The sequence below is a fragment of the Rhodococcus sp. A14 genome, assembly GCF_011603105.1.
GTDB lineage: Bacteria > Actinomycetota > Actinomycetes > Mycobacteriales > Mycobacteriaceae > Rhodococcus_F > Rhodococcus_F opacus.
In genome coordinates, this window is sequence record NZ_JAAOQS010000025.1 from 47,582 (window position 1) to 74,493 (window position 26,912).

A 26,912-nucleotide genomic window follows, 5' to 3' on the forward strand; every position below is an offset into this window, starting at 1 on the left:
AAACATGACCACCATCGACAGCCCTACCGCGGTCGGCTCCGGCAACGCCGCCACCGACAAGTTCAAGGGCGCAAGGTTCACCGCCGACACGTCCCCGGAACGCCTGTCCGCGATCGCCACCGAGGCGCTCGCCGGGCTGAGCGCCCTGATCCACAAGCACGCCGTCACCTACCCGGAGTACCGGGTCCTCAAGCAGTGGCTCATCGATGTCGGTGAGGGCGGCGAGTGGCCGCTGCTGCTCGACGTGTTCGTCGAGCACGACATCGAGGAGGTGAACTCCACCAGGTTCCGGGGCACCAAGGGCAGCATCGAGGGACCGTACTACGTGCCCGGGGCACCGGAACTGCCCGCGCGGTGCACCCTGCCGATGCGCGACGAGGACCGGGCCCACCCCGCGCTTGTCCTCCGCGGCCGGGTGACCGACCTCGACGGGGCCGGCCTCGGCGGTGCGATCATCGAATTGTGGCACGCCGACGACGAGGGCTATTACTCGCAGTTCGCGCCGCACCTACCGGAATGGAACCTGCGCGGCACCATCGTCACCGACCCGGAGGGGCGGTACGAGATCACCACCATCGAGCCTGCCCCGTACCAGATCCCGACCGACGGCCCGACCGGTCAGTTCATCGAGGGGGCCGGCTGGCACCCGTGGCGGCCGGCGCACCTGCACCTGCGGGTGACGTCCCCGGGCAAGCAGCCGATCATCACCCAACTGTACTTCGCCGGCGGCGACTGGATCGACGACGACGTCGCCACCGCAACGAAACCCGAACTCCTCCTCGATCCGCAACTCGACGACGCCGGGCGTAAGGTTGTCAGCTACGACTTCGCGCTCGATCCCGCCGCGGACTGAGACACCACCCTCCCCCGGGCGACGCGAAAGATCGTGTCGCCCGGGGGATCGACGTTTGTGGAGGAATCATCATGCCGAGCACATCACCGGTGCGGTCAACGGAGTTCGTGCACACCGCGACGGCCGTGATCGAGGTCGTCGTCGAGGGCAGCGGTCCGTCGGTGATCCTGCTGCCTTCGCTCGGGCGCGAGTCGTACGACTACGACGACGTCGCGAGTGGACTCGCGCAGAACGGCTTCCGGGTCTCCCGACCCCAGCCGCGTGGCATCGGCCGGAGCACGGGACCATTGGAGAACATCACGTTGCGCGACCTGGCCGCCGACATCGGAGCGGTGATCGAGGCGCAGGACAACGGTGCGGCCGTCGTTCTCGGTCATGCCTTCGGGCACTACGTCGCCCGGATGCTCGCCGCCGACCGGCCCGACCTGGTGCGCGGCGTCGTCGTGGCTGCGGCGGGCGCCCGCAACTACCCGGCCGCACTGACGGCGCTGGCGGTCAAATGCTCCGATTCCTCACTGCCCGACGAAGAGCGGATCGGCTACCTGCAGATCGGATTCTTCGCCCCCGGCAACGATCCGAGGGAGTGGCTCACCGGTTGGTATCCGGAGGTGTCGAAGCGGCAGCTCGCCGCCTCGTCCGCCACACCCAAGGAGGAGTGGTGGGATGTCGCGCACCAGCCGATCCTGGATCTGCAGTCCGCTCTCGATCCGTTCCGCCCGCGTGAGACGGAGAACGAATTGCGGGATCGGTTCGGCGAATTGGTTACCGTGACCGTCGTGCCGAACGCGAGCCATGCGCTGATGCCGGAAGCGCCCGCACAGGTTGTGCGGGCGCTCACCGACTGGATTCGGGCTCTCGACAGCTGAGCTGTCAGACCCTTTCGAAGATGGCGGTCAGCCCCTGGCCACCGCCGATGCACATAGTCTCCAGGCCGTAACGGACTCCGCGACGGTCCATCTCGCGCAGCAGTGTGGTGAGGATCCGCACTCCCGTCGCGCCGACGGGGTGCCCGAGCGAGATTCCCGAGCCGTTGACATTGGTGCGGTCGAAATCCTGTGCACCGAAGTTCCATTCGCGCGTGACAGCCAGCGCCTGTGCGGCAAAGGCCTCGTTCAGTTCGATGAGGTCGATGTCGGCGAGGGTCAGCCCGGCGCGTTTCAGGGCCCGTTCGGTGGACGGCACCGGTCCGATGCCCATCTCGGACGGCTCCACCCCCGCGACCGCCCAGGTGACCAGGCGTGCGAGGGGCCGGAGCCCCAGACGCTCCGCCTCCGCCCGGGTGGTGACGAGGCATGCTGCCGCACCGTCGTTCTGCCCGCTGGCGTTGCCGGCGGTGACGGTCGCGTCGGGGTCGGTGGCGCCCATGATGGGCCGCAACCGAGCGAGCGACTCGATTGTCGTGTCGGCACGGGGGTGCTCGTCCCGATCGACGACCTGCGGATCGCCCTTCCGGACGGGAACTTCCACCGGCACGATCTCCTCGGCAAACTTTCCCGAGTCGATCGCGGCGACCGCCCGCCGGTGGGAACTCACCGCGAGCTCGTCCTGCTCTCGACGGCTGATGTCGTACTTGCGGCGCAGGTTCTCCGCCGTCTCGAGCATGCCGCCCGGCACCGGATAGTTGCGTCCGCCTGCGGTGACACGACCGCGGGCGAGCCTGTCGAGGAGCGCTGCCGGCGCACCTTTGGCTCCCCAGCGCATCGACTCCGTGTAGTACTCGGCGCGGCTCATCGATTCCACGCCGCCGGCGATCACCAGCTCGGCGATCCCCGTCTGCACCCGCATCGCCGCGTCGAGCACGGCCTGCAGACCGGATCCGCAACGACGGTCGAGTTGCTGACCGGGAACCGTCACCGGCATTCCCGCGTCCAGGGCCACGACGCGGCCGATGGCAGGCGCCTCACCGTTCGGGTAGCACTGACCGAAGATCACGTCGTCGACGCGGCCCGGATCCACCTTCGTCCGCGTGAGCAGTTCGGACACCACCCGAGCGCCGAGGTCGGCGGCGGGCGCGTCCTTGAACTGCCCGCCGTATCGGCCGACGGGGGTGCGCAGGGGCTCGCAGACGACGACGTCGTCCGCCTGGGCATTCGTACTTTCAGGCACTGCGGAAATCCCTTTCGTGATCGGTCCAGCGCTGCGCCCATTCACGCAGTTCGACCGCTCGGATCTTGGCTCCGTTGCCGCCCACGGTGGTCGGCATTTCCTCGATCACGTGCACCGCGGCGGGAACCTTGAACGCCGCCAGCGACTCTGCGCACCAGGCCCTGAGCTCGGCGGCGCCGGCCGACGTGTCTTCGGTGGGAACGACGAACGCCACGGCCTCGGTGTATCCGCCGGTGCCGGTGATGCCCACGACCTTCGTCAGGTGGACGGCGTCGTGTTCCGCCAGCCGGTGCTCGATCTCGGCGGGGTCCACCAGGAACCCGCGTAGCCGGAGCACGTCCCCCATTCGGCATACATACGTATAGCCTCCGTCGCCGGTCGCGACGGCGAGGTCGCCGCTGCGGAACCACCCGTCCCTCGTGAACGCCCGTGCGGCCGCATCCGGATTGCCGAGGTAGGCGTCGACGACGTTCGGTCCGCGCACCTGAAGCTCACCCTGCTCACCGTCCGGAAGGACCGAGTCGTCGAGCGGATCGACGATGCGAACCTCGATGCCGGATTCGACCGGGCGCCCACCGCCGTTCCAGCGCAGGGATTCCGGGTCCGCGGCATCCCACAGCAGCATCAGGGCGAACACCTCGGACGACCCGAAGACGCCCGTGGTGACGGCACCGAACTCGTCACGCACCCACGCGGCCACCTCGTGCGAGCGGCCGAGGAAGTCGGCGATGCCGAGGCGCTTCAACGACGACAGGTCGGCACGGTTACCCGCGTGCCACGTGTCGTGGAGCCGGGTGAAGAGATCGTCGCCGCCGACGACGTGCGTGACCTTCAGCGACTCCATCCGGGCCAGCGTGACCGCGGCGTCGAAGACGGGCTCCATCAGCAGCGTACCGCCGCCTGCGAGAGTGGCCAGGGCAGTGCTGTATCCGAACACCCCCGACACCGGCAGCACGCACAGGGTGACGTCTCCCGGTTCGACGGCAAGGACGACGGCGTCGGCTCGCGCGTGCCGGACCACCGCCGATTCGCGATGGGCTGCGAGTTTGGGAACACCGGTGGATCCGGATGTCGTGAACGCGACCGCGAGCACGTCGTCCGGGGCAGCCCGCTCACCCGCAGCGGTGATGGTCGCCATGTCGGGTGTCACCGGCACCTGGACGGTGCCGGTGTCCGCGCTGCCCGCTGTCCAGGCGCCACCGCCGAGGTCGAATCGCGCCGGGTCGGGGGCGTCGCCCGTCGTTCCGGGACCGCGCACGACGGCGACTGCCGGCGCCGGGAGGTCGAGGGAGTGCTGTGCCTCTCCGAGTCGTCCGAACAGGTCGAGACCGTGGAAGTGATCGGCCACGGCGACCACCGCGGGGCGCGCCGAGGTGAGGATGTGTGCGATCTCGTGGGTGTTGTACCGGGTGTTGACGCCGATGACGTGTGCACCCACGGCGGACGCGGCGAGTTGCCAGACGATCGCGTCCGACCAGTTCGGCAGCAGGACGGCCACACACTGGCCGCGCCGGACGCCGACGCGCAGGAGTTCCGACTTCAGGCCGTCGACGCGGGCTCGGAGTTCGCTGCGGCTGGTGACGATCGGCTCGCCGTCGACGACGTCGAGGGCGGCAGCGGCACCCGGGTCGGCGGTCACGAGTTCCTCGAGCAGCGAGGCGAGTGTGTCACGACGCGTCGCCGTGTCGTGCGCCGTCACGAGAGCACCACCGCCGCACGCAGATCGGTCAACCACTCGTCCGCCATCGAGGCGAAATCGTCGATCTCCTCCATGGGGTAGTGGCCGATGCCCTCGAGCAGAGTGAACGACGCAAGTCCGGGACGGGCGGCGTCGAGTGCCGACACGGTTTGCTCGACGCGTCCGGCGTCGATCCACGGATCCTGCGCTCCGGCGACGAGTCTGAGAGGACAGGTGATCTCGGCGATCCGGTCGCGCACGTCGTGCGTGCCCCAGCCGATCAGGTCGGAGGACGAGATCTCCGGGTCCTCACGCTTGTGCATCGTGGCGATCAGGTGCGCCTTCGCCTCGGGCACGGTATGTCCGACGGAGGCGAGCGTGCCCAGGTAGGTGCGGTCGGCGCGGCTGGGCCCGGCGACATCCTCGAGTTCGCGGCGCAGCCCACCCACGTTGACGCGGCCGGGACCGGCCTCCGCTGCCATCGCAATCGCTCCGGCCAGCGGCCTCGACGACCGCGTGGCGAGCTCGAGTGTCAGCTTGCCACCGATGGAACACCCGACGACGAAGGGCCGTTCGACGGCGAGCGCATCGAGGACCTTCCCGAGCCAGTCTCCGAACGTGACGATGCTGGTGACGGGACCGTCGACCGCGGGCTCGGAACGTCCGTGCCCCGGAAGGTCGGGGACGATCACCCGGTAGCCCCGGCTTGCCAGTTCGGACGCGACGCGCCGCCACTGGACTCCGCTCTGGCCTGCGGTGTGCAGGCACAGAACTGTGGGCGCCTCGGTGTCCGGCTGATTGTCGGGGGTGATGATCTCGACGAAGCCGAGCGCTCCGTCGATCTCCAGGTATCGGGCCTCGATCATGGCCGGGCCTCCCTTCCGCACGTGAGTGGCAAAGAGTGCCCCGACACGCTTTGCCACTCACGTGCGGCGCTGCGGGCATGGGCGATGATGATGTCGAGTGGTTTGGTCAGGCGCAGGTACTCGTACCCGTCACCGCTGGAGGAGAATTCACCACTGATGGCGCGGCGCATGAAATCGTTCCGTTCGGCGAACACGAGGTCGACCCAGGTGACAGCCGGGGCGATGAGCGTGAACGTGGCCCCACCCGGGACGCGGCGGGCGACGTCGATGATCGTTCCGCGGTAGATCCGCAGCTGCAGTTCGCGGGCCCGGCCCGAGGAGTCGGTGCAACGCAGACCCACGGTGCCATCCCACGTCGACAGTGAGGACGCGAAGGCTGTATCGGTGGAGAGAGATTCGCGGAGACGCTCTCCCCAGGCCGGTGTGCAGAAGTCGACACCGGGATCGAATCGCACCTCGGACGGTTCGGGCGAACGCCACGTCTCGATTCCCTCCTCGCGAATCGACCCGGCCTCGTCGACGAGCCGCACGTGGCGATCGAACTCGGCTCCGGTCTCGGACTGTTCGACGCGCGTGACGACGGACTCGACGTGGACGACGTCGTCGCCCGCCACCGCGTACTGCGAATTCCATTGCAGTCCGGTGCGTGTGGCACCGGACGTCGTCGCCGGAGCGAGTACTCCCGCCACGACGATTCCCGTCAACGACGCCTCCGGCCATGACAGTCCGAGTTCGGAGACTCGCCGGGCGTCGCTCACAGTGCGATCGCCGACGGCGATGCTCGTGGTGAGTGTGCTCATTCGTCCGCCCTTCCCAGGAGTTCGTCGGAGATGATCCGCATCTGGATCTCGCTGGTGCCCTCGAAGATCTTCGTCAACCGCGCATCGCGCCAATGCCGTTCGACCTGGAAGTCGGTGGTGTACCCGGCGCCGCCGTGAATCTGCACCGCCTCACTCGTCACCCGCTCGGCCATCTCCGTCGCCACCAACTTGCACATCGACGCCTCCAGCGAACACCGCCGGCCGGTGTCGATATCGGTGGCCACCGAGTACATCAATTGCCGGGCGGCCTCGATGTCGGCGGCCATCGTCGCGACCTTGAACCGCAGATGCTGAAAATCGGCCAACTCGTGCCCGAACTGCCTGCGGGTGTGCAGATACGCGATCGAATCCTCCAACGCGCCCCGCGCCAGACCGATCGCGCGGGCCGCGGTATGCGCCCGCCCCACCTCGAGACCGGACACCGCCAGGTAGAAGCCCTTACCCTCCTCACCGAGCATGGCCGTGGCGGGCACCCGGAAATTGTCGAACGAGAGCTCCCACGTGCTCCACCCGAAATATCCGATCTTGCGGATCTTCGTCCCGCTGATCCCTTCGGGGAACCCGCCGCGCTGCTTCTCGATCAGGAACGCGCTGATCCCGCGGTGCGGTTTCGCCGGATCTTTGTTCGGATCGGTGCGCGCGAACAGCACCAGGTAGTCGGCCTCGTCGGCGTACGTGCACCACATCTTGGTGCCGCTGATCACCCAGTCGTCGCCGTCGCGGGTCGCGCGGCACGAAATGTTCGCCACATCTGATCCGGCCTCGGCCTCCGACAGGGCGTACGCACCGAGGTACTCACCGCGGGCGACCTTCGGCAGCAACGCCGCCTCCTGCTCCGGGGTGAACCCGCCGCCCATCCCGTTACCGCGGGCCAGCAGCCCCGACACGCTCATCCACGCCCGGGACAACTCCTCCGCGACCAGGCAGTACTCGAACACCCCGAGACCGAGACCGCCGTGCTCCTCGGGGATCATGATCCCGAAGAACCCGACCTCGGCCATCGCCTTCTTCAACGTGTCCGGGATGGTGCCCTGCACCGGGTCGAGTTCGTTCGCGACCGGGAGCACCTGCTTCATCGCGAAATCGCGTGCCAGGTCGCGGATCGCCACCCGGTCCTCGGTCAGATACCGCGGTGAGTCGGTACGCGGCTGTGACGGCCGGTGAGTCATGGACACTCCTCATCCACTCGAACTACGGGGCGCGTGACTCGGGAGAACTCGCGGTTCCACACTCGGATCACATTAACGCTTGTTCACCCAGTACAGCACGGACGGGAACGCACCGTCAATGCCGAATCTCCCCGATTCAGGCGGGACGGTATCCGACCAGGTTGAGCGCATAGACGCCGTACGAGTCCGCGACCGCCTGCGCGGACAACGGTCCGTCCGGGCGGTACCAGAGCGCGATTCCCGCGCACATGGTGAGCACCGCGGTCACCGCCTGGTGAACATGGGGGACGTCGAAGTCGCCGCCGGCCACCCCCGCCTCCGCGATGGTGACGAACAAATGCTCCTGCGCGTCGCGCGAGCCCACGACCCGTTTGCGGTCCACCTCGTCGAGGTACCGCAGTTCGGTGTTCGCCACCAGGCAGGCTTGCTGGTTGCGGGCGGTGTACAGCGAATGCGCGACCACCGCAGCCGTCCACTGCTCCGCCGGTGCGGACCCTGCCCTCCGCAGTGCGGTCCGGGTGGCGGTGAACTGCTCATCACTGGCCGACCGCAGAATCTCGACCAGGAGCTCGTCCTTGTTCTCGAAGTGGTTGTACACGTTGGCGGCGCTGCAGCCAGCACGTTTGGCGATGGTGCGCATGGTCGCCGCGTGAAAGCCGGCGGTATAGAACTCCTCCAGCGCCGCGTCCAGGATCCGCTGCCGGACGGAGGGAATCACTGCACCGCTTGACCGAGTGTTCATCCCTCGGAGGGTAGGTGCCACGCGAGGCGCGGGCAATACAACCTGAAGAAAATGCAGCTCACCACGCATCACGCACGGCGGACAGGGCGAGCGGCGCACGGTGTTGACCGACGGTAGCGCGTCCGTTATGGTCCAGATCACGTGAACGATTGTTAATTACCGGTTCGCGCATTCCGCTCCTCACACCGTGGAGGTATGCCACCTTGAGCACCCTCGAAGAACGAATCCGCCGCCTCGAAGACCTGGAGGCCATCCGGTACCTCGACGCGCAGTACTGCCGCCATCTCGACGACGGCAACTGGGACGCCCTGATGGATCTGTTCACCGACGACGGCGAATTCGACGGGCTGTCCAACCCGAAGGGCAAGAGCGAGATGCGGGCGTTCTTCGCCGGCCTCGCACCCGGCGGGCTCACCGCGTTCTGGCACTTCATCACCAACCTGGAGATCGACCTCGACGGCGATCGCGCCACCGTCCGCTCGTTCCTGTGGCAGCCCTGCGTGTCCGACGGCAACGCTTCGATCGCCGCCGGCCGCTACACGGACGAGGCCGTCAAAGTCGACGGCCGCTGGCTGTACCGCGTCAAGCAGGTGCGCTTCCACTACTTCGGTCCGCTCACGGAGGGCTGGGACGAGAACCAGTTCGCGCTCGACTCGGCGCGACGTGCGGCGGTGAACGCGTGACCACCGAGTCCCCCGCCACCGCGGCGAGCGCAGCCGTCTGGTCACCGATCCTCGCATTGCCGGAGTTCGTCGAACTGCGGCGACGACGCCGGGCCGTCACCACCGGACTCGGCCTGATCGCGATCGCACTGTTCTCGGGGTTTCTCGTCGGATTCGCCTTCTTCCCCGAATCCCTCGGCGACAACACGGCATTCGGCATTCCACTGTCTCTGTGGGTGGTGTTCTCCCAGTTCGCCGGCACCTGGGTGCTCGTGTACGCGTACTTCCGCCTCTCCCGTACCTTCATCCAACCCGCCGCCGATGCCGCCGTCCGGGCCATCGCGCAACGTGATCAGGAGCGTGCCTCATGACCGGCGACGCCGATTTCCTCGCCATCGGCATCTGTGCCGCCGTCATCTCGCTCACGCTGTGGGTGACGTTCGCCGCATCGCGCCGAAGCCGTAGCGCCACCGGATTCTTCGCTGCGGGACGCTCGATCACCGGCTGGCAGAACGGTTTCGCGATCGCCGGCGAATTCATCTCCGCGGGCAGTTTCCTGGGCACCACGGGCTTGATCTTCTACAAGGGCGTCGACGGCGCCGTCATTCTGTGCACGTCGGTGGTCTCCTTCCTCCCCGTCCTCTTCCTCCTCGCCGAGAAGATGCGGAACGTCGGAAAGTTCACGCTCGCCGATGTTCTGGTGTTCCGGACCGGCGCACGTCGCGTCCGGGTGGTGGTTGCACTCAGCACCATCGTCACCGGCACGTTCGTGCTGCTCGCCCAACTCGTGGCGGCCGGCGTACTGCTCGAGTCCGTCTCGGGGATCCCGTTCGGCCTGTCCGTCGTGGTCGCCGGATCACTCATGGGCATCTACGTCTTCGTCGGCGGAATGCTGGCGACCACGTGGGTTCAAGTGATCAAGTCGTCCATCCTGTCGATCCTGGCGATCGTGGTGTGCCTCGGGATCCTCGCGAAGTTCGGCTTCAGCGTCCCCGGCATGCTCGGGGCGGCAACCTCGAACGCCGCGGCCGGAGATGCCATCCTCTCGCCGGGCCTGATCTTCGGGCAGACCGGTGCGATCAACCTGATCTCGTACTCCCTGGCGTTCGCGCTCGGCACGGCCGGCATGGCCCACATCCTGATTCGCTTCTTCACCGTCCCCGAGGCTGCGACGGCACGAAAGTCGCTCGGCTGGACCGTCGCGCTGTGCAGCATCTTCTATCTGATCGTCATCGTGATGGGCTTCGGCACCGCCGCGCTTCTCGGTCCCGACGGGGCGGATCGGGTCGGCGCCGGCGGCAATCTCGCGGCACCCACGCTGGTCACGGAACTCGGCGGAGGCGTCGGCACCATCGGTGGTTCGATCGCGCTGGCCATGGTGGCAGCCGTCGCGTTCGCGAGCATCGTCGCCGTCGTCGCGGGCGTCGTGATCTCGGCTGCGGGAACGTTCGCCCACGACGTGTGGCCCACCCTCACCCGCCGGAAGTCCGCCGATGCCGGCACGGAGACGGCGGATGCCCGCGAGGCGAAGGTCGCCCGGTACGCGGCGGTCGCGTTCAGCGTCGTCGCGATCGGACTGACGATGGCGATCGGCGACACCACCAACATCACCTACTTCATGGGTATGGCCTTCATGGTCGCAGGCAGTGCGCACCTGCCCAGCCTGCTGCTCAGTCTCAACTGGCGGCGGTTCAACAGCACAGGCGCCGTGTGGGGCATCTCGGTGGGATTGGCATCCACCGTGGTCAGCCTGATGTTCACGGAGGCGCTCTGGCTGGGTAGTGGTCCGGCGCCGCTGACCATTCAGTTGCCGGTGATCATCACGATGCCGCTCGGGCTGGCCGCCGCCGTGATCGGCTCCCTCGCCGGCGAACGCCTTCACGGACGTTCGGCGGATCGAGACGAGAAGTTCGCCGAGATGCTGGTCCGCGCCGAGACCGGTATCGGCGCGGAACTCGCCGAAACGCACTAGGTTTCACGCTCGGCCGATGCCCTCGCCGTCACGGCGGGGGCATCGCCCGTGCCGTGTGTCCGCCGCAACCCTGGACAGTGCCCTGTACCAATTGGTACAGTCTGTACTGATAGGTACAACACCTCCCGGAGGAGCGCACACCATGTCCGTTCGCCCACCCGTACCCCCGTTCACACTCGACACCGCGATCGCGAAGGTCCGCGCCGCCGAGGACGGCTGGAATTCCCGTGATCCCGAGAAGGTCGCGCAGGCTTACACCGAGGACAGTTGGTGGCGCAATCGGTCCACCTTTCTGCAGGGGCGCCGCGAGATCGTCGACTTCCTCGCCGGGAAGTGGGACCGCGAACTGGAATACCGTCTGATCAAGGAACTGTGGGCGCACGACGGGAATCGGATCGCGGTCCGGTTCGCGTACGAGTTCCACGACACCGACGGGCAGTGGTTCCGCGCGTACGGCAACGAGAACTGGCAGTTCGACGACAACGGTCTGATGCGGTGGCGTCACGCCAGCATCAACGACGTGCCGATCGACGAATCCGACCGCAAGTTCTTCTGGGACATGTCCGGCGTGCGACCGTCGGATCATCCCGGGCTGAGCGATCTCGGCCTCTGACCGGCACACGAGGAGTAGTCATGCCCCGAGCAGTAGCCGAGCGCGGCGACGTCGTCCCCGTGCTGGCGGAGGTGTTCCGATCCCACGGGTTCGACGGCGCGAGCCTGGCCGTCATCACCGAGCACACCGGACTCGGCAAAGGCAGCCTGTACAACTTCTTCCCTCGCGGCAAGGACGAGATGGCCGAGGCGGTCCTCGACGAGGTCGACGCCTGGTTCCAGACCGCCGTGCACCTGCCGCTGCGCGGGTCCGAGCCCGCCACTGCCCGTCTGGAGCGGATGTTCGAGGAGGTCGAGACGTACTTCCGGTCGGGACGCCGAATCTGCCTGTTCGGGGCGTTCGCGCTCGGCCTCGAACGTGACCGCTTCGCGGACCGGGTGCGCGCCTACTTCACCGACTGGGTCGATTCGCTCGCCGGCGCTCTCGCCGACGCCGGCCACGGCAGGCAGTCGCGGCCGCTCGCCGAGGAGGTCGTCGCGGGAATCCAGGGCGCGCTGATCCTCGCGCGTGCCCTGGACGACCCCGACAGTTTCACGCGCATCCTCACCCGGCTACGCCGCTCGGTCGGGGATCCGAACGAATCGCGCGCGTAGGATTCGAATCGTCGACTCGAGAAGTGAGGCAGCCGTGATCTTCATCGTCGTCAACTTCACCGTGAAACCGGACCACGCGGACGGCTGGCTCGACCTGGTGCAGCCGTTCACCGACGCGACCCGGAACGAACCGGGCAACCTGTGGTTCTACTGGTCGCGGGCGGTGGAGGATCCGAACTTGTACGTCCTCGTCGAGGCATTCCGTGACGACGACGCCGCCGTCGCCCACGTGCAGAGCGAGCATTTCCAGAACGCCTTGCGCGAGTTGAAACCCGCCCTCGCACAGACACCGCGGATCATCAACACCACGATCGACGGCACCGAGTGGTCGCTGATGGGTGAACTCGAAGTCGACTGACCCCGTCCGGCTTCACCCTGAAGTCGAGCGCACCGCGCGTTAGCCTGGAAAACGTGGCTTCCGATCTCACCGAATTCGACGCAGTGATCTTCGACTTCTCCGGCACGCTGTTCCGGCTGGAGGAGGACGACAGCTGGATGGCCGACCTCACCGACCACGACGGTGAACCGTTCGACCTCCACCAGCAGGCCGAGTTGATGCGGCGCATGACGGCGCCGGTCGGTCAGACCGTCGAGATGGACGCGGCCGAGCACCACGCGTGGACCAACCGCGACCTCGACCCTCGGTTCCACCGGCAGGCGTACCTCGACGTCTTGCGCAAGTCCGGGGTCGCGCACGAGGACCAGGCGGTCGGGCTGTACGAGCGGGTGATCGACCCGGGATGCTGGAGCGCATATCCCGACACCGCGGAAGTGCTTGCGTCACTGAAGGACCGTGCTGTCAAGGTCGCGGTGCTGAGCAACATCGCGTTCGACATCCGGCCCGCGTTCGCGGATCTGGGAGTCGAGCATCTCGTCGACGCGTTCGTGCTGTCGTTCGAGGTGGGTGCGATCAAACCGGACCCGAAGATCTTCGAGCACGCCCTTACCGCGCTCGGCTCCGAGCCCGAACGCACTCTCATGATCGGCGACAGCGAGGAAGCCGACGGCGCCGCACGCAAGGTGGGCTGCGCGTTCGCACTCGTCGAACCCGTTCCCCTCGCGGAGCGCCCCGACGGTCTCCGAAATGCGCTCAATGCCTTCGGCCTGTGAGTACTTATTAACCACGGGCGGTTAACAAGTACTCACAAGCGCGAAGCGCACAATCCGCGGCCGGTGACGAGAGGCAGATCGAGTGCGGTCACCAGCCCGGGCTTCGCCTCGACCACCGCGTGCACCGAATTCACCAGCCGCATCGCGGTGACGATCATCCCCGACACGTTGTGGTCGCCGTTTTCGCCGTGGTGGTTGAACTCGACGGTCATCATCGGCTCGCCCGTGATGTCGATGCGGTAGCACCCGTCGCCGCGGGTCGGTTTCGGCCAGTCCGGTTTCTGTTCGGGGTGGGTGCGGGTGACGTGCTCGAGGACCACGCGCGGCACCCCGGCGACCGTGCCGACGACTTCGAATCGCACCGCCGCCACCGTTCCCTTCGCGATGTGGCACGACAGAATGTCCAGATCCTGCTCGGCGGGGATGCGTTCGAACTTCTCGACCAGCGGCTCGTCGAGCGTGAGGTCCAGTCCCGCGGCGATCTGACGCACGACGCTCCCCCACGCCAGCGACAGCACGCCCGGCTGGAACAGCATCGGCGTCTCCTCGACGGGTTTGCCGAAACCGAAGATCTCGCTCATCACCACCGGCTGGTAATAGGTGGAGTAGTCGGCGATCTCGGAGCACCGCACCTCGTCGATCCGCTGCGACAGGCTCGTCATGGCCAGCGGCAGAACGTCGTTCGCGAACCCGGGGTCGATACCGTTCACGTGGAGACTCGCGTCGCCCTGCTCGCCGGCGCGCCGGATGCGATCGACGAGTTCGTCCGGGACCACACCGATCGGATACTGCAACAGAACGGGTCCCGAGGACACGACGTTGATGCCGGCCTCGAGGAACGAGATCAGGTCCTCGATGGCGTCGAAGATGCGGTCGTCCGTCATCGCCGTGTGCACGATGCAATCCGGCTTCAGAGCGAGAAGTGCCGCCTTGTCGTCGGTCGCCGCCACGCCGAGTTCTCGGCCGAGGCCCGCCAGCTCCCCGGCGTCCTTCCCGACCTTCTCCGGGTTGGACACCCACACGCCGACCAGTTCGAGGTCGTCGCGGGCGTCGATCCCTGCGATGGCGTGACGCCCGACCGTACCGGTGGACCATTCGACGACGCGGTATGTCATGAGTTCTCTCCGAGTTCCAGAAGTAGCACCCCTCCCGCGAATGTAACAGGTTCTAGTTTACCCGGGTGGACGATTGCCGAAGAGTGCTGTCGCGGTTCGGCGTCAGGGAGAATCCATACGTATGACACCCGCCGACGTCTACCGCGCACCGATGCGTTCCCGTCGCGACGACGTGATCCCAGGGCTCGCGGTGCAACGCGCGCTCGCGATGGACGTGTGTGGAATCGGCGGGTTGCTGGCCCCACCTCCCGTCGATCTGAGTGAGGCGCTCGACGCGACCGAGCGCACTTACGGTGATCCGGCCGCGCGCCGGCTCGAACGCTTCACGCAGGTGCTGGACGGATCGTTCGTCTGGTCGCGTGACGCCGACGGGCTCTACCTCCTCGGCCGGATCGACGGTCCGTGGCGCTACGACTCGAGTCCGGAGGCCGCGGCTGTGGATCTGGTGCACCTCCGAGACTGCGAGTGGCTCGACGCACCCGTCGCCGAGCTCGACGTACCGCCCGCGACCGTGCACACCTTCGCCCGCGGTGGACGCAACTTCCAGCAGACCCACCACCCTGACATCGCCGAGCAGACGCGGCGCGTGTGGGACCGCGGAAGGCGGTGACCCGACGATCCGCGAGGCACAACGCGGGTGTGCCGGATCTGGAACTGCCGACGAACCTCGTGCGAGAGATGGCCGCGTACGACGCACCCGACGCGCCGCGCCGAACGTGGCTGTCCGACCTCCCCGCCGTCGTCGAAACGGTGAGTCGGCAGTGGTCGCTGGACATCGGTCGCCCGTTCCAGCCGGGCGGCGTGACGTCCTGGACGGCGCCCGCACGCACCGCCGCCGGCGAACACGTGGTGCTGAAGATCGGCTGGCGACACGACGAGGCCCTGCACGAGGCGGACGGACTCGCAGCCTGGAACGGTGACGGCGCCGTCCGACTGCTCGCCCGCCGCGTGCTCGACCACACCACGGCGCTACTCCTCGAAGCCTGCGAGCCCGGCACCCCGCTGTCCGACGTCCGGCCGCCCGAGGAACAGGACGTCGTGATCGCCGGGTTGCTGCGCAGGCTGTGGATCGAACCACCCGCCGATAACCCGTTCCGCCCACTCACCAGCATGTGCGACGTGTGGGCCGACGAGTTCGAGGAGAAACTCGCACGCGCTCCGCGCCTGGATCCGGGCCTGGCGCGAACCGGCATGGAGCTGTTCCGCGAACTACCCAGGACGGCAACGCAGTCGCGGCTGCTGTGCACGGACCTTCACCCCGACAACGTGCTGTCCGCCGCGCGCGAGCCGTGGCTGGTGATCGATCCCAAACCGTATGTCGGCGATCCGACGTACGACGTGCTGCAGCACATGCTCGACCATGTCGACCGCCTCGCCGCCGACCCCGTCGGATTCTCGAGCCGGATGGCCGGCCTGCTCGGACTCGACCGCGAGCGGTTGCGCCTGTGGCTGTTCGCGCGCTGCGTAGAGGGGTCGATCGACCAGCCCCGGCTCTGGCACATTGCCGCCATGCTTCGCCCGTGAGTACTTATTAACCGCCCGTGGTTAATAAGTACTCACAGGCGGAGCTACCAGCGGTACCCGAGCAGGCCCAGGACGAATTCGAGCCAGTCGGGAAGTCCGGGGTCGCGGAACATCGAGGGCCTCCTCAGCACGGTGCAACGGTGTCAACCTGTCTATCGGCAGCGAAGACCCCGGCGTTAGAGCACTGCATCTTGCAGGATTTACAAATCTCTATTTTTGTCTAGACGCTGGATCTAAGTCCGTGTACTGTCCAAACGAGAGTGAGCTGGTTCATACCGGTACGGCCACTGGACGAGGAGGTTCGGATCGTGACGACGTCGAATATCAGCGGGATGGCAGGAGAGGCACCACCGGAAGCGTGGCGTGACCGCAAGCGCTACCTGTGGCTGATGGGATTGATTCCCCCGACCTCACTGTTCCTCGCTGCGGGGCTCGTGTGGGCTTTCAACCAATTGGGATGGTCGGCGGCGGCTCCGGTGTGGTGGTGGATCGGCGCCCTGCTGTTGTTCGGACTGCTTCCACTCCTCGACAGGTTCTTCGGGCCCGACGGCCAGAACCCTCCCGAGGAAATGATGGAACAGCTCGAGAACGACAGGTACTACCGGTACTGCACCTACGTGTTCATCCCGTTCCAGATGGCGAGCCTGGTGTTCGCGTGCTACCTCTGGTCGGCGGACAACCTCTCCTGGCTCGGCATCGACGGCGGCCTCGGGCTGGTGTCGAAGGTCGGCGTCGCGTTCACCGTCGCCGTCATGGGCGGCATCGGCATCAACACCGCACACGAGATGGGTCACAAGAAGACCGAACTCGAACGGTGGCTGGCCAAGATCACTCTCGCGCAGACCTTCTACGGCCACTTCTACATCGAGCACAACCGGGGCCACCACGTCCGAGTCGCCACGCCGGAGGACCCGGCGAGTTCACGGTTCGGAGAAAGCTTCTGGACGTTCCTGCCCCGCAGTGTCTGGGGAAGCCTGAAGTCGTCCTGGGAGCTCGAGAAGACGCGGATGCAGCGACTCGGCAAGAGCACCTGGAGCATTCACAACGACGTGCTCAATGCCTGGCTCATGTCGGTGGTGCTGTTCGGTGCGCTCATCGCCATATTCGGTCCGGTCGTCATCCCGTTCCTGATCATTCAGGCCGTCTACGGATTCTCTCTCCTCGAGACGGTCAACTACCTCGAGCACTACGGCTTGATGCGTCAGAAGACCGCCAGCGGCCGCTACGAGCGCTGCGCTCCCGCACACAGCTGGAACTCCGACCACATCGTCACCAACATCTTCCTGTACCACCTGCAGCGCCACAGCGACCATCACGCGAACCCGACCAGGCGCTACCAGACGCTCCGGAGCATGGACGGCGCCCCCAACCTGCCCAGTGGCTACGCCAGCATGATCACGCTCGCGTACTTCCCGCCGCTCTGGCGCAAGGTGATGGATCACCGCGTGCTCGACCACTACGACGGTGACATCACCCGTGTGAACATCCAACCCGGCAAGCGTGAGAAGGTGCTGGCCAAGTACAGCGGCGGAGTTCGGTGATGGCCGCCTACCAGTGCCCGGTCTGCGACTACGTCTACGACGAGGCGTCCGGCGCACCGCGTGAGGGATTCCCCGCCGGCACCGCGTGGGCCGACGTGCCCGACGACTGGTGCTGCCCCGACTGCGGGGTCCGCGAGAAGATCGATTTCGACCCGAGGGTGGCGTGACATGAGCACCGATTTCAAGCTTTACCGCTGCGTCCAATGCGGATTCGAGTACGACGAGGCCGAGGGCTGGCCGGAGGACGGCATCGAGCCCGGCACCAGGTGGGACGACATTCCCGAGGACTGGTCGTGCCCCGACTGCGGGGCCGCCAAGGCGGACTTCGACATGGTCGAGGTCAGCCGGGCGTGAGCGCAATGTCGAATCACTCCACGGAACTGTCGACGGTGGTCATCGTCGGGTCCGGTATCGCGGGGGCGAGCGCCGCGCAGACGCTCCGGTCGGAAGGCTTCAGCGGACGCGTCGTCCTGATCGGAGACGAACCCGCACCGCCCTATCGGCGTCCGACGGTGTCGAAAGACTTCCTGTCGGGTGCCACGGCGGCGGAGAAGACCGCACTGAAGCCGGGCTCTTTCTGGAAGGAAAGAGATATCGAATTGATCACCGGTGCAACGGCAGTCGAACTCGACACCAGGCGGAAGTTGGTGACGCTCTCCTCCGGAGAGACCCTGTCATTCAGTGCTCTGCTGCTCGCGACCGGCGGCCGGGCCCGAAAACTCGAGGGTGTCTCCGGTGCGCACTTCTTCACTCTGCGGTCGATGGCCGACGCCGATTCCCTTCGCGAGTCGATTCGACGCACCGGGTCCCTGCTCGTGATCGGCGGGGGTCTCATCGGATGTGAGGTCGCGGCCACGGCGCGGTCGCTCGGCGCGGAGGTCACCGTCCTCGAACGCGACCGGTCGCTCCTCAGTCGAATTGTGCCCCCGGACATCTCGACGATGATCGCTTCGCTGCACTCCGAGAACGACGTCGACGTCTGCACGGATGTCGCACTGTCGTCGCTCGACGTGAGCGACGACGGCTCCGCCCGCGCCACCGCGGACGACGGTCGCAGCTGGAGTGCCGGCACCGTCCTCGTGTCGGTCGGCACCGTCCCCGAGGTGACGCTCGCGGTCGCGGCGGGACTGCGCGTCCACAACGGCATCACCGTCGATGGGCAGTTTCGCACGTCGGCCGACGGTGTCTACGCGGCCGGCGACGCGGCCAACATCCCCGGTGTACGTGACTCGGAGCGTTACCGTTCCGAACATTGGAACGGAGCTCAGGCCCAGGGGATTGCCGCCGCGCACTCCATCCTTGGAAAGCCCGCGCCGTTCACCGACGTTCCGTGGGGGTGGTCCACGCAGTACGGCCACAACGTGCAGTTCGCCGGCGCGACCCGTTTCGACGACGACTACGTGATCCGCGGTTCGATCGACGATCGCGATTTCACAGCGGTCGCGGTGCGTGAGGACACGCCGGTCGGGGTCATCGCCGTGGGCCGCCCGAAGGACCTCCGCACCGTGCGCACGATGATCGCCCGGGGCGGCACCGTCGACCGCGCCGCGTTGGCGGACGAGTCGGTTGCTCTGACCGACGTTCTCGCCGACGAGCGGGAAGGTCGGGTCGCGGCCGCCCGCTAGCATCGAGGTCATGTCCGCAGACGACCGCACCGAGCGACAGAGTCGATACCGGCTGGCCGCAACGTCGCTGATGCGGGAGACCACCCTCGATGCGCTTCGGGAGCTGCTGCTCGAACGTCCGTGGCCGACAATCACGATGACCGACGTCGCGGTCGCCGCGGGCCTGAGCAGGCAGACGATCTACAAAGAGTTCCGATCGCGGCGCGGCCTGGCGGAGGGGTACGCACTACGGCTGACCGACAACCTCGTCACCGTCATCGAATCCGCTCTGTACGAGAACCCCGGCGACGCGACGACTGCGCTGCGGCACGGGTATGCGACGTTCTTCGAACTCAGCGGAGCCGATCCCCTGGTGATGTCTCTGCACCAGGGGAAGGCACCGGAAGATCTGCTGCGCCTGATCACGACGGACAGCAACATCATCATCCGACCCGCGGCCGAACGGCTCGCACAGACGCTGCAACGGTCGTGGGTGAACTCCTCCCCGGACGACGCGGACGTCATCGCGCACGCCATCGTCCGGCTCGCCCTGAGTTTCATCGCCAACCCACCCGAGGACACCGCGGCGGCGTCGGCGAACACCGCCCGGCTCTTCGCCCCGTTCGTTGCGGCTCCGCCACCCGTGAGTACTTATTAACCGCCCGACGTTAACAAGTACTCACGGGGGCGTCAGCCCAGCGGAGTGCCGACATAGTTCTCGGCGATGAGGGTGCGTCCGGCGACGGACCGGGTGACCATGTCCAGTTCGGCGACCTGCCGCTTGTGTCCGAATCCGGTCTCGTCGGGGAGTCGGTGCAGCATCGAGGACATCCACCAGGAGAAGTGCTGGGTCCGCCACACGCGCGGGAGGACGCTGTCGGTGTAGCCCTCGAGCCCGGCCCGATTGCGGGTGGCGAAGTATTCGGCCATCGCCTTGGAGAGGAAGTACACGTCGGCGATCGCCAGGTTCATGCCCTTGGCGCCGGTGGGGGGCACGGTGTGGGCGGCGTCGCCGGCGAGGAAGAGGTTGCCGTGCTGCATGGGTTCGCACACGAAGCTGCGGAACTGCAGGATCGACTTCTGGAAGATCTTGCCGTCCTTGATCTCCGCGCCTTCGCCGTCGACGCGGGCGTGCAGTTCCGACCAGATGCGGTCGTCGGACCAGTTGTCGACGGAGTCGTCCGGGTCGACCTGCAGGTAGTGCCGCTGGACCTCCGGGGTGCGGGTGCTGATGAGCGCGAAGCCGCGGGGGTGGTTGGCGTAAATCAGTTCCTCGGACGACGGCGGGGCCTCGGCGAGGATGCCGAACCAGGCGAACGGGTACTGGCGGAAGTGGTCGGTGCGCACGGTGGTCCCGGGGATGAGACCGCGAGTCGAGGTCCGCGAGCCGTCGCAGCCGGCGACGAGCGCGCAGGTGAGCGTCTGCTCGTTGCCGTCGGCGTCGAGGTAGGTGATCTTCGGGTTGTCGGACGTGTGGTCATGAACCTGCACGTCGGAGACGCCGAAGCGGATGTCGCCGTCGTCTTCGAGACGCCGGGCGATGAGGTCCTTGAGGACCTCGTGCTGTGGGTAGACGGTGACGGCGCGGCCGTTCGTCAGTTCGTCGAAGTCGATGCGGTGGCCGCGGCCGCCGAACCGCAGTTCGATGCCGTGGTGGGTGAGCCCTTCACGCTTGACGCGGTCGCCGAGTCCGGTGTCGACCATCAGGTCGACGGTGTTCTGTTCGAGCACACCGGCCCGGATCGTTCCCTCCACCTCCTCGCGGGTGCGGCTTTCGAGCACGACGGAATCGATGCCCTTCAGGTGCAGGAGATGGGACAGCATCAGTCCTGCGGGACCCCCGCCGACGATCCCGACCTGTGTGTTCATGAGCAGACTCCTCGCGTAGTTCGTGACACCAGTCACTGTGCTGCCCGCCGTGTGATCGCAACACCCCCTCTTTCACTGAGTGAAAGACGAGCTACGCGACGCCGCGGGAAATGCCGCGCGCCGCCGCCCGCACCGCCGGGATCAGGGGCGCGGGATCCTTTTCCGCCGGAACCACGACGGACACCGCTGCCACCACCTCACCCGTCGATCGCGACACCGGCGCGGCCACGGCCAGCGTTCCGACGTTGAGGTGTTCGCGGCACGTGACCCAGCCGGTCCTGCGGATGTCGTCGAGGGTGCTGCGCAGGCGATGTTCGGTGGTGATGGTCGACGGCGTGAAGCGTTCGAGCCCCGCCGCGAGAACCTCGTCGAGGAGGTCCGTGCCGCCGAATGCCAGCAGCACGAGACCGCCGCTCGACGCGTGCAGCGGCAACCGGCCACCGGCTCTCCCGACGACGGTCACGGCGCCGCGCGCCGACAGCCGTTCGATGTAGAGCGCCTCGAGATCTTCCCGGACCACGAGCTGGACGTTCTCCCGCGTCGCCTCGTACAGGTCCTCGAGGTACGGCAACGCCACCTGCCGCAATCCGTGGGCGCGGGGCGCGAGCGCACCCAACTCCCACAGCCGCACCCCGATCTCGTAGTGCCCGTCGTCGACGCGTTCGAGGGCGCCGTTGCCGACCAGTTGGCGGCACAGCCGGTGCACCGTCGGCAGCGGCAGTCCGGTGCGGCGGCTCAGCTCCGACTGTGTCAGGCGAGGGCGCTCCGAGGTGAACGAACCCAGCACCAGGAAGGCGCGTCCCAGCATGCTGCGGTCGTCTTCGGACATGCCGCCAGTATCCCGGTCACCACCAGCGGGTGGCCATGCCGATCTGACGGTCGAGTTCGGGGACGAGGCTCCGGACGTATGTCGCCGAGAGGTGATGCGAATCGTGGTACACGAGGATGTTTCCCTGCACCGCACGGCAGATCGCCACGTCACACACGGCGTCCGTGAGGTCGAGCGGATGCACCGACGGCAGGTCGCGGGCCGCCTCGAGCGTGGGATTGTCCGGGGCGAGGACGTCGTCGCGGGGCATTCCGCAACTGTCGGCGTCGCCGCCGTCGGCGAGGCAGTCGACGACCGAATACGGGACGCCGTCGTCGTGCAGCCACGGCGTGTCGCGGATGCCGAGGAACGGGAGCCCGAAATCCGCGAGCCGCGCCCAGAGGCCCACGTAGTCGTCGGGGGTGACGTCGCCGGCGCCCTCGTCGTTGGGACGCGAGGACGTCGAGAACACCCAGTCCGGTCGGTGATCCCGGAGTCGGTCGAGGACGTCGCGGGACCAGTCGCCGCAGTCGGGATACGGCTCGCCGGCGAGCAGCGGAACGTCCGCGACGGTCAGCGGGCACCCCATCTTGAGGTACGTCTCGACCCGGGTGCCGCGCTGTTGCCCGATGCGATCGAGCGCGGGCACGCAGTGCTCGGCGTGGGAACTGCCCACCACGGCGATCGTCCGGTCGGCGGTGAGGTCGCCGTACACACAGGTGACGACGTCGCGGGTGCTCAGATCGGAGATGCAGCCGTCGAGGGTCGGCTGTGGAAGATCTCCCGACGCTTCGAGCAGGGTGGGGCGCATGTCCGTGCGCGGCGCGAACGCGCCGTCGGTCAACGACGCCGCGCCCGGGTACAGCCACGGGTCCAGCTCACCGACCCGGGCGGTCGTCTCGGGGTTGCGAACGAGATACACGTGCCAGCCGCACGCGGTCCCCACCACGGTGACGCCGAGGATCGCGACCAGCGCGGTCAGCGCTCGCCTCGGACGGGCCGACCCGGTCTGGAACCGCGCTTCGACCAGCCGCTGGGTGAGCCACGCCAGCATCAGCGACACGAGGATCACCGCGAGTCCGCCGAGCGCTCCGACCGCGGGCCGCTCCCGCCACGTGAGGTAGAAGATGAGGATCGGCCAGTGCCACAGGTACAGCGAATACGCCAGGCCACCGAGTTCGACGAACGGCCGCGACGCCATCATCGTCACGATCGCCGGCTGCTCGGACTCGCCTGCGCCCGCGAGGATCAGCGCCACCGCCGCGCCGACCGGGATCAGGGCGGCCGGGCCGGGGAACAGGGCGGCGCCGTCGACGAGGAACCCGCACCCGAGGACCACGGCGAACCCCGACACCGCGAGGACGGTCCGCGACCGCCGGGGCAGCGCGACCCGGTGCACGACGAGTGCGAGCAGCGCCCCCGCGAGCAGCTCCCACAGTCGCGCGAACGTGTCGAAGTACGCCCACGACTGCCGGTCCTGCGACAGCACGGCCGCGTAGGCGAACGACGCCACCAACCCGAGAACGAGGACACCGCCGAGCACGGGCCGGAGGAGGTCCGGTCGGCCGCGACGACGGCACGTCCACGCGATCCCGGCCACCACCGCGAGGGCGAGCAGATAGAACTGACCCTGCACGGACATCGACCACAGGTGCTGGAGCGGACTGACCGACGCGTCGGCGGCGGCGTAGTCGGATGCCGTCCGGGCCAGCTGCCAGTTCTGCACGTACAGCAGTGACGCGAGGAGTTGGTCCGCGATCCCTGACCACTGCGTGAACGGCCGCTGGATCACGGTCACGACCGCGGTCGCGGCCGACACCACCACGAGCGCGGGCAGCAGCCGGCGGGCGGTGCGCCGCAGGACGGCGGGTATCGACGGACCCGAGTCCGCCCCGGCGCGTCGCACGAGCATGCCCGTGAAGAAGAACCCGGAGAGGATCAAGAAGATGTCGACGCCGCCGGACACCCGCCCGAACCACACGTGATAGACCACGACCAGCGCGATCGCGATTCCGCGCAGACCGTCGAGGTCGTACCGGTAACCGCCCGCGGCCGACGGCGGCGCCGCGGCGTGGCTCGGACGGCTCGCAGCCACCTGGGGGTTGGGTCTCACAATCCGTCCTGGCTCATCGACTCGGTACCCGATCGATTATCCACACCGGGTTTACCAGTTCTTGACCAACCCGAGCGGGGCCGAATGCCGCATCGGTCCAGTCGGACGGCACCGGGTGACATTGGGCGAGCGCCCAGGATCGGCGGACCGCCGGGGTGTGGAGTAGCCGATGTTTGACAGGCAACTATGGCGCGCCACACAATGAGTGCGCTCATAGAACCGGTGTTCGTATAGCGAACGCCGCCGAATGTCGAGGACATCATGCCCACTTCCCAACAAAGCGCCGTTCGCGCCTCCACCGCCCTCTGGGTCGCGCCCCTCTGCTGGGTAACCGTGCTGCTCGACGGCTTCGACCTGGTGGTCCTCGGCGCCGTCATCCCTTCACTCCTCGACTACGAGGACTGGGGTCTGACCACCGGAACGATCACGTTCATCTCGACATTCGGCCTGGTCGGCATGACCATCGGCGCACTGGTCATCGGTACGCTCACCGACGTCATCGGACGCCGGCGGGCCCTCCTGTATGCCGTTGCGGCGTTCTCCGTTCTCACGCTCCTCTGCGCGGTCGCGCCAAACCCGTTCTTCTTCGGACTGTTCCGCTTCCTGGCTGGGGTCGGACTCGGCGGCGCACTGCCGACTGCGCTGGCCCTGGTCAACGAGTTCTCGAAGAGGCAGGGCGGCGGCTCCGCGTCGACGCTGCTGATGACCGGGTATCACGTGGGTGCTGTCGCGACCGCTGCGCTGGCGATCGTGCTGATCGAACCGTTCGGCTGGCGTTCGATGTTCGTCGTCGGCGCCCTGCCCGCCGTGGTCCTGATTCCGCTGATGCTGCGGTACCTCCCCGAATCCCCCTCGTACCTGCTGGCGCACGGCAAGCGCGCCGAGGCCGAGGCCGTCGCGAAGCAGTACGGCCTGGAACTGGAAGCGGCACCCGCAGCCGACGCTCCCGTCGCGGCCTCGGCGAACCCGGTGCGCGCCCTGTTCTCGCGTCCGTTCCTGCGCAACAGCATCACCATCTGGGTCACCTCGTTCATGGGACTGCTGCTCGTCTACGGCCTCAACACGTGGCTGCCGACGATCATGCGTGAGGCGGGCTACAACCTCGGCGCGTCGCTGACGTTCCTGCTGATCCTCAACGCAGGCGCGGTGGTCGGACTGCTGATCGCGGGCGGCGTCGCCAACAAGATCGGCCCGCGCACGGCGGCCATCATCTGGTTCGCGGGCGCCGCGGTGTTCCTCGCCCTGCTCAGCGTCAAGGTGTCGTTCGGCATCTACGCCCTGGTGTTCCTCGCCGGCTGCTTCGTGTTCAGCGCACAGGTTCTCGTCTACGCGTTCACGAGCGCCAACCACCCGCCGCAGATCCGCGCCACCGCACTCGGCTGGTCGGCCGGTGTGGGCCGGGTCGGCGCGATCTGCGGTCCGATCCTCGGCGGCGTTCTGCTGGGCGCCGGCTACGCGGTGCCGTGGGGCTTCTACGCATTCGCCCTGGTAGGGCTGTTCGGAGCGATCGCCATCTCGTCCACCCGGACGGTGCGCTGAACTCCTGACAGCCGTCCGATGAGTTTCGGGCGTGGGCGCGGTCTATATCGGCGAGGATGAATCGACGAGGACCTGCGAGAGGAACTGCGCCATGAAACCCATCACCCCCTGCCTCTGGTTCGACACCCAAGGCGAAGAGGCCGCGAAGTTCTACACGTCCCTGTTTCCGAATTCGCGGATCACGGAGGTCACCCACTACGGTCCGAACACTCCCGGTCCGGAGGGGGCGGTGTTGACGGTGTCCTTCGAGATCAACGGGCAGCCGTTCATCGCGCTCAACGGGGGGCCGCAGTTCACGTTCGACGAGGCCATCTCTTTCGAGATCCTGTGCAAGGATCAGGAGGAAGTGGACCGGTACTGGGACGCCCTCACCGGCGACGGCGGCGAGGAAAGCCAATGCGGTTGGGTCAAGGACCGTTTCGGCGTCTCCTGGCAAGTGGTGCCCGAGCGGTTGTACGAACTCATGCGCGACCCGGACACCGAGAAGGCACAGCGCGCCATGCAGGCCATGCTGAAGATGCGCAAACTCGACGTCGCCGAACTCGAGAAGGCGTTCGCGCAGGCGTGACGCCTGCCGACGAGAGGGTGGACGGTATGAGCGCGGACGGCAAGACCCACATCAACGGGGTGCACACGGTGGCGGTCCCGGTCACCGATCAGGATAGGGCGCTCGAATTCTATGTGGGCACACTTGGTTTCGAGCGTCGCATGGATGCGGAGTTCAGCCCCGGACAGCGGTGGGTGGAGGTGGCGCCACCGGGATCGGCGACGTCGATCGCGCTCGTCCCGACCCGTGACGGCGTCCCCGCGGGCGTCGAGACGGGCATCCGCCTCACCACCTCGGACGCCGACGCCGATCATGCGACCCTGGCGGCGAACGGCGTCGACGTGGACGTGGAGGTCTTGCGGATGGGCGACTACGTGCCGCCCATGTTCTATTTCCGGGATCCGGACGGAAACAAACTCGTCATCGTCGAAGTGGGGTGAGCTGCACCCCCGACGACAGGGTCAGCACCTGGTCGGCGCGTTCCGCGTCGTGGGATTCGTGCGTGGCCACGACGACGATCGCACCCCGCGCCGCTTCTTCGCCGACGACGTCGCCGATCACCGCGCGGGCCTCCGCGTCGAGACCGGTGGTGGGCTCGTCGAGGAGCAGCAGGTCGCCGCGTTGCACGAGCGCCTGCGCGAGCAGGGCGCGTTGACGCTGCCCGCCCGACAATGTGCCGATCCGCCGTCGGCCGAGATCCGCGAGACCGAGCCTGTTCAGCGCCTCGTCGACGGCGTCACGGTCGCCGGGAGTGAGCCGCCGCCACAATCCACGTCGGTGCCAGGCCCCCATGGACGCCGCCTCGCGCACGGTCAGCGGTAGCTGATCGCTCACCGCATTGCGTTGCGGCACATATGCCGTTCCCAACCCCTTCGTGCCGTCGATCCGTCCCGTCGTCGGTCGCGCGATGCCCGCCAGACACTGCAGGAGCGTCGACTTCCCCGAACCGTTGTGCCCCACGACGGCTGTGACGGTACCCGGTGTGAGCCGCACGCTCACACCGTTCAACGCCGGGGTCGGGCCGTACCGGACCGCGATTTCGCTTACGACAATCATTATCGTTAGAT

General features: G+C 67.3%; 30 protein-coding genes. 19 read left to right on the forward strand and 11 right to left on the reverse strand.

The genetic code is table 11. From position 1 onward, the window contains the following. Positions 1–4 precede the first annotated feature (4 nt). Together catA and G9373_RS15755 are read left to right on the forward strand one after the other, a co-directional pair. On the forward strand, positions 5–853 hold the full coding sequence (catA, locus tag G9373_RS15750; RefSeq protein WP_005566289.1) for a catechol 1,2-dioxygenase: 849 nt from the start codon (positions 5–7) through the stop codon (positions 851–853). Positions 854–924: 71 nt separating this feature from the next. Next, complete coding sequence (locus G9373_RS15755) at positions 925–1,719, forward strand: alpha/beta hydrolase (RefSeq protein WP_005566291.1); 795 nt, start codon at positions 925–927, stop codon at positions 1,717–1,719. A gap of 4 nt (positions 1,720–1,723) precedes the next feature. Here the strand turns inward: G9373_RS15755 and G9373_RS15760 are convergent, their stop codons facing one another. The 6 genes from G9373_RS15760 to G9373_RS15785 form a co-directional block, all read right to left on the reverse strand. Beyond that, the gene (locus G9373_RS15760; protein ID WP_005566293.1) at positions 1,724–2,959 is read right to left on the reverse strand and encodes an acetyl-CoA C-acetyltransferase; all 1,236 of its coding nucleotides are present in this window, start codon (positions 2,957–2,959) and stop codon (positions 1,724–1,726) included. Beyond that, on the reverse strand, positions 2,952–4,658 hold the full coding sequence (locus G9373_RS15765) for an AMP-binding protein (RefSeq protein ID WP_167115679.1): 1,707 nt from the start codon (positions 4,656–4,658) through the stop codon (positions 2,952–2,954). The genes G9373_RS15760 and G9373_RS15765 overlap by 8 nt, the downstream gene beginning before the upstream one ends. Further along, on the reverse strand, positions 4,655–5,503 hold the full coding sequence (locus tag G9373_RS15770; RefSeq protein ID WP_043789624.1) for an alpha/beta hydrolase: 849 nt from the start codon (positions 5,501–5,503) through the stop codon (positions 4,655–4,657). The genes G9373_RS15765 and G9373_RS15770 overlap by 4 nt, the downstream gene beginning before the upstream one ends. Continuing rightward, positions 5,500–6,303, reverse strand: a complete 804-nt coding sequence (locus G9373_RS15775) for a hypothetical protein (protein WP_065492271.1) — start codon at positions 6,301–6,303, stop codon at positions 5,500–5,502. Before G9373_RS15775 ends, G9373_RS15770 begins: the two co-directional genes overlap by 4 nt. Next, positions 6,300–7,493, reverse strand: coding sequence for an acyl-CoA dehydrogenase family protein (locus tag G9373_RS15780; RefSeq protein ID WP_167115682.1), 1,194 nt, complete (start codon positions 7,491–7,493; stop codon positions 6,300–6,302). Before G9373_RS15780 ends, G9373_RS15775 begins: the two co-directional genes overlap by 4 nt. A 136-nt stretch (positions 7,494–7,629) precedes the next feature. Next, positions 7,630–8,235 (reverse strand): TetR/AcrR family transcriptional regulator, encoded by a 606-nt coding sequence (locus tag G9373_RS15785; RefSeq protein ID WP_050998621.1) that lies wholly within the window; start codon positions 8,233–8,235, stop codon positions 7,630–7,632. 203 nt (positions 8,236–8,438) lie between these two features. On the opposite strand from G9373_RS15785, the gene G9373_RS15790 reads away from it, so the two are divergent. The 7 genes from G9373_RS15790 (at position 8,439) to G9373_RS15820 (ending at position 13,185) form a co-directional block, all read left to right on the forward strand. Beyond that, complete coding sequence (locus G9373_RS15790; RefSeq protein ID WP_005259034.1) at positions 8,439–8,918, forward strand: nuclear transport factor 2 family protein; 480 nt, start codon at positions 8,439–8,441, stop codon at positions 8,916–8,918. Next, positions 8,915–9,268 (forward strand): DUF485 domain-containing protein, encoded by a 354-nt coding sequence (locus G9373_RS15795; protein WP_005566301.1) that lies wholly within the window; start codon positions 8,915–8,917, stop codon positions 9,266–9,268. The genes G9373_RS15790 and G9373_RS15795 overlap by 4 nt, the downstream gene beginning before the upstream one ends. Continuing rightward, positions 9,265–10,869 carry a cation acetate symporter gene (locus G9373_RS15800; protein ID WP_005566303.1) on the forward strand — a complete coding sequence of 535 codons (1,605 nt, stop codon included), beginning with the start codon at positions 9,265–9,267 and terminating at the stop codon, positions 10,867–10,869. The genes G9373_RS15795 and G9373_RS15800 overlap by 4 nt, the downstream gene beginning before the upstream one ends. A 142-nt stretch (positions 10,870–11,011) precedes the next feature. Continuing rightward, on the forward strand, positions 11,012–11,482 hold the full coding sequence (locus G9373_RS15805) for a nuclear transport factor 2 family protein (protein ID WP_007297581.1): 471 nt from the start codon (positions 11,012–11,014) through the stop codon (positions 11,480–11,482). A 20-nt stretch (positions 11,483–11,502) separates the two neighbouring features. Further along, entirely contained in the window at positions 11,503–12,075 is a 573-nt protein-coding gene (locus tag G9373_RS15810) for a TetR/AcrR family transcriptional regulator (protein WP_120660391.1), read from the forward strand. A gap of 34 nt (positions 12,076–12,109) precedes the next feature. Then, positions 12,110–12,433 (forward strand): putative quinol monooxygenase, encoded by a 324-nt coding sequence (locus tag G9373_RS15815; RefSeq protein ID WP_167115687.1) that lies wholly within the window; start codon positions 12,110–12,112, stop codon positions 12,431–12,433. Between the two features lie 53 nt (positions 12,434–12,486). Continuing rightward, positions 12,487–13,185, forward strand: coding sequence for an HAD-IA family hydrolase (locus G9373_RS15820; protein ID WP_005566309.1), 699 nt, complete (start codon positions 12,487–12,489; stop codon positions 13,183–13,185). A 32-nt stretch (positions 13,186–13,217) separates the two neighbouring features. On the opposite strand, the gene G9373_RS15825 is transcribed toward G9373_RS15820, so the two are convergent. Beyond that, on the reverse strand, positions 13,218–14,300 hold the full coding sequence (locus G9373_RS15825) for a hypothetical protein (protein WP_005566311.1): 1,083 nt from the start codon (positions 14,298–14,300) through the stop codon (positions 13,218–13,220). 121 nt (positions 14,301–14,421) lie between these two features. Here G9373_RS15825 and G9373_RS15830 point away from each other — a divergent pair, with 121 nt between their 5' ends. The 7 genes from G9373_RS15830 to G9373_RS15860 all read left to right on the forward strand — a co-directional run bounded on the left by G9373_RS15830 (position 14,422) and on the right by G9373_RS15860 (position 19,627). Continuing rightward, positions 14,422–14,910: a hypothetical protein gene (locus G9373_RS15830; RefSeq protein ID WP_054246564.1), complete on the forward strand. Its 489-nt coding sequence runs from the start codon at positions 14,422–14,424 to the stop codon at positions 14,908–14,910. After that, positions 14,907–15,824: an aminoglycoside phosphotransferase family protein gene (locus G9373_RS46450; RefSeq protein ID WP_147437003.1), complete on the forward strand. Its 918-nt coding sequence runs from the start codon at positions 14,907–14,909 to the stop codon at positions 15,822–15,824. The genes G9373_RS15830 and G9373_RS46450 overlap by 4 nt, the downstream gene beginning before the upstream one ends. A 308-nt stretch (positions 15,825–16,132) precedes the next feature. Continuing rightward, positions 16,133–17,365, forward strand: coding sequence for an alkane 1-monooxygenase (locus G9373_RS15840; protein ID WP_167115690.1), 1,233 nt, complete (start codon positions 16,133–16,135; stop codon positions 17,363–17,365). Then, on the forward strand, positions 17,365–17,532 hold the full coding sequence (locus G9373_RS15845; RefSeq protein ID WP_005259056.1) for a rubredoxin: 168 nt from the start codon (positions 17,365–17,367) through the stop codon (positions 17,530–17,532). Before G9373_RS15840 ends, G9373_RS15845 begins: the two co-directional genes overlap by 1 nt. A gap of 1 nt (position 17,533) precedes the next feature. Further along, a complete protein-coding gene (locus G9373_RS15850; protein ID WP_005251084.1) occupies positions 17,534–17,719 on the forward strand; it encodes a rubredoxin in 186 nt (61 codons plus the stop codon). Positions 17,720–17,724: 5 nt separating this feature from the next. Further along, complete coding sequence (locus G9373_RS15855) at positions 17,725–18,990, forward strand: FAD-dependent oxidoreductase (RefSeq protein WP_005566315.1); 1,266 nt, start codon at positions 17,725–17,727, stop codon at positions 18,988–18,990. 10 nt (positions 18,991–19,000) lie between these two features. Further along, positions 19,001–19,627 carry a TetR family transcriptional regulator gene (locus G9373_RS15860; RefSeq protein WP_005259060.1) on the forward strand — a complete coding sequence of 209 codons (627 nt, stop codon included), beginning with the start codon at positions 19,001–19,003 and terminating at the stop codon, positions 19,625–19,627. A 32-nt stretch (positions 19,628–19,659) separates the two neighbouring features. Here G9373_RS15860 and G9373_RS15865 read toward each other — a convergent pair whose 3' ends face one another. From G9373_RS15865 to G9373_RS15875, 3 genes are all read right to left on the reverse strand, one after another. Continuing rightward, positions 19,660–20,838: a 4-hydroxybenzoate 3-monooxygenase gene (locus G9373_RS15865; RefSeq protein ID WP_005566316.1), complete on the reverse strand. Its 1,179-nt coding sequence runs from the start codon at positions 20,836–20,838 to the stop codon at positions 19,660–19,662. Positions 20,839–20,929: 91 nt separating this feature from the next. Further along, positions 20,930–21,667, reverse strand: coding sequence for an IclR family transcriptional regulator (locus G9373_RS15870; protein WP_133985185.1), 738 nt, complete (start codon positions 21,665–21,667; stop codon positions 20,930–20,932). A gap of 16 nt (positions 21,668–21,683) precedes the next feature. After that, positions 21,684–23,759, reverse strand: a complete 2,076-nt coding sequence (locus G9373_RS15875; protein WP_167115693.1) for an acyltransferase family protein — start codon at positions 23,757–23,759, stop codon at positions 21,684–21,686. Positions 23,760–24,020: 261 nt separating this feature from the next. On the opposite strand from G9373_RS15875, the gene G9373_RS15880 reads away from it, so the two are divergent. The 3 genes from G9373_RS15880 to G9373_RS15890 all read left to right on the forward strand — a co-directional run bounded on the left by G9373_RS15880 (position 24,021) and on the right by G9373_RS15890 (position 26,285). Then, positions 24,021–25,298: an aromatic acid/H+ symport family MFS transporter gene (locus tag G9373_RS15880; RefSeq protein WP_167115697.1), complete on the forward strand. Its 1,278-nt coding sequence runs from the start codon at positions 24,021–24,023 to the stop codon at positions 25,296–25,298. A 91-nt stretch (positions 25,299–25,389) separates the two neighbouring features. Next, positions 25,390–25,866 carry a VOC family protein gene (locus tag G9373_RS15885; RefSeq protein WP_005566320.1) on the forward strand — a complete coding sequence of 159 codons (477 nt, stop codon included), beginning with the start codon at positions 25,390–25,392 and terminating at the stop codon, positions 25,864–25,866. A 26-nt stretch (positions 25,867–25,892) separates the two neighbouring features. Further along, the gene (locus G9373_RS15890; protein ID WP_167115728.1) at positions 25,893–26,285 is read left to right on the forward strand and encodes a VOC family protein; all 393 of its coding nucleotides are present in this window, start codon (positions 25,893–25,895) and stop codon (positions 26,283–26,285) included. Here G9373_RS15890 and aztA read toward each other — a convergent pair. Next, a complete protein-coding gene (gene aztA, locus G9373_RS15895) occupies positions 26,266–26,901 on the reverse strand; it encodes a zinc ABC transporter ATP-binding protein AztA (protein WP_005566322.1) in 636 nt (211 codons plus the stop codon). The two genes, G9373_RS15890 and aztA, sit on opposite strands and share 20 nt — an antisense overlap. Between the last annotated feature and the right edge of the window lie 11 nt (positions 26,902–26,912).

Coding starts and splice junctions, on each gene's coding strand:
- catA (WP_005566289.1), top strand. CDS start 5: ATGACCACCATCGACAGCCCTACCGCGGTCGGCTCCGGCAACGCCGCC.
- G9373_RS15755 (WP_005566291.1), top strand. CDS start 925: ATGCCGAGCACATCACCGGTGCGGTCAACGGAGTTCGTGCACACCGCG.
- G9373_RS15770 (WP_043789624.1), bottom strand. CDS start 5,503: ATGATCGAGGCCCGATACCTGGAGATCGACGGAGCGCTCGGCTTCGTC.
- G9373_RS15775 (WP_065492271.1), bottom strand. CDS start 6,303: ATGAGCACACTCACCACGAGCATCGCCGTCGGCGATCGCACTGTGAGC.
- G9373_RS15780 (WP_167115682.1), bottom strand. CDS start 7,493: ATGACTCACCGGCCGTCACAGCCGCGTACCGACTCACCGCGGTATCTG.
- G9373_RS15785 (WP_050998621.1), bottom strand. CDS start 8,235: ATGAACACTCGGTCAAGCGGTGCAGTGATTCCCTCCGTCCGGCAGCGG.
- G9373_RS15800 (WP_005566303.1), top strand. CDS start 9,265: ATGACCGGCGACGCCGATTTCCTCGCCATCGGCATCTGTGCCGCCGTC.
- G9373_RS15805 (WP_007297581.1), top strand. CDS start 11,012: ATGTCCGTTCGCCCACCCGTACCCCCGTTCACACTCGACACCGCGATC.
- G9373_RS15810 (WP_120660391.1), top strand. CDS start 11,503: ATGCCCCGAGCAGTAGCCGAGCGCGGCGACGTCGTCCCCGTGCTGGCG.
- G9373_RS15825 (WP_005566311.1), bottom strand. CDS start 14,300: ATGACATACCGCGTCGTCGAATGGTCCACCGGTACGGTCGGGCGTCAC.
- G9373_RS15830 (WP_054246564.1), top strand. CDS start 14,422: ATGACACCCGCCGACGTCTACCGCGCACCGATGCGTTCCCGTCGCGAC.
- G9373_RS15845 (WP_005259056.1), top strand. CDS start 17,365: ATGGCCGCCTACCAGTGCCCGGTCTGCGACTACGTCTACGACGAGGCG.
- G9373_RS15850 (WP_005251084.1), top strand. CDS start 17,534: ATGAGCACCGATTTCAAGCTTTACCGCTGCGTCCAATGCGGATTCGAG.
- G9373_RS15855 (WP_005566315.1), top strand. CDS start 17,725: ATGTCGAATCACTCCACGGAACTGTCGACGGTGGTCATCGTCGGGTCC.
- G9373_RS15860 (WP_005259060.1), top strand. CDS start 19,001: ATGTCCGCAGACGACCGCACCGAGCGACAGAGTCGATACCGGCTGGCC.
- G9373_RS15865 (WP_005566316.1), bottom strand. CDS start 20,838: ATGAACACACAGGTCGGGATCGTCGGCGGGGGTCCCGCAGGACTGATG.
- G9373_RS15870 (WP_133985185.1), bottom strand. CDS start 21,667: ATGTCCGAAGACGACCGCAGCATGCTGGGACGCGCCTTCCTGGTGCTG.
- G9373_RS15880 (WP_167115697.1), top strand. CDS start 24,021: ATGCCCACTTCCCAACAAAGCGCCGTTCGCGCCTCCACCGCCCTCTGG.
- G9373_RS15885 (WP_005566320.1), top strand. CDS start 25,390: ATGAAACCCATCACCCCCTGCCTCTGGTTCGACACCCAAGGCGAAGAG.
- G9373_RS15890 (WP_167115728.1), top strand. CDS start 25,893: ATGAGCGCGGACGGCAAGACCCACATCAACGGGGTGCACACGGTGGCG.
- aztA (WP_005566322.1), bottom strand. CDS start 26,901: ATGATTGTCGTAAGCGAAATCGCGGTCCGGTACGGCCCGACCCCGGCG.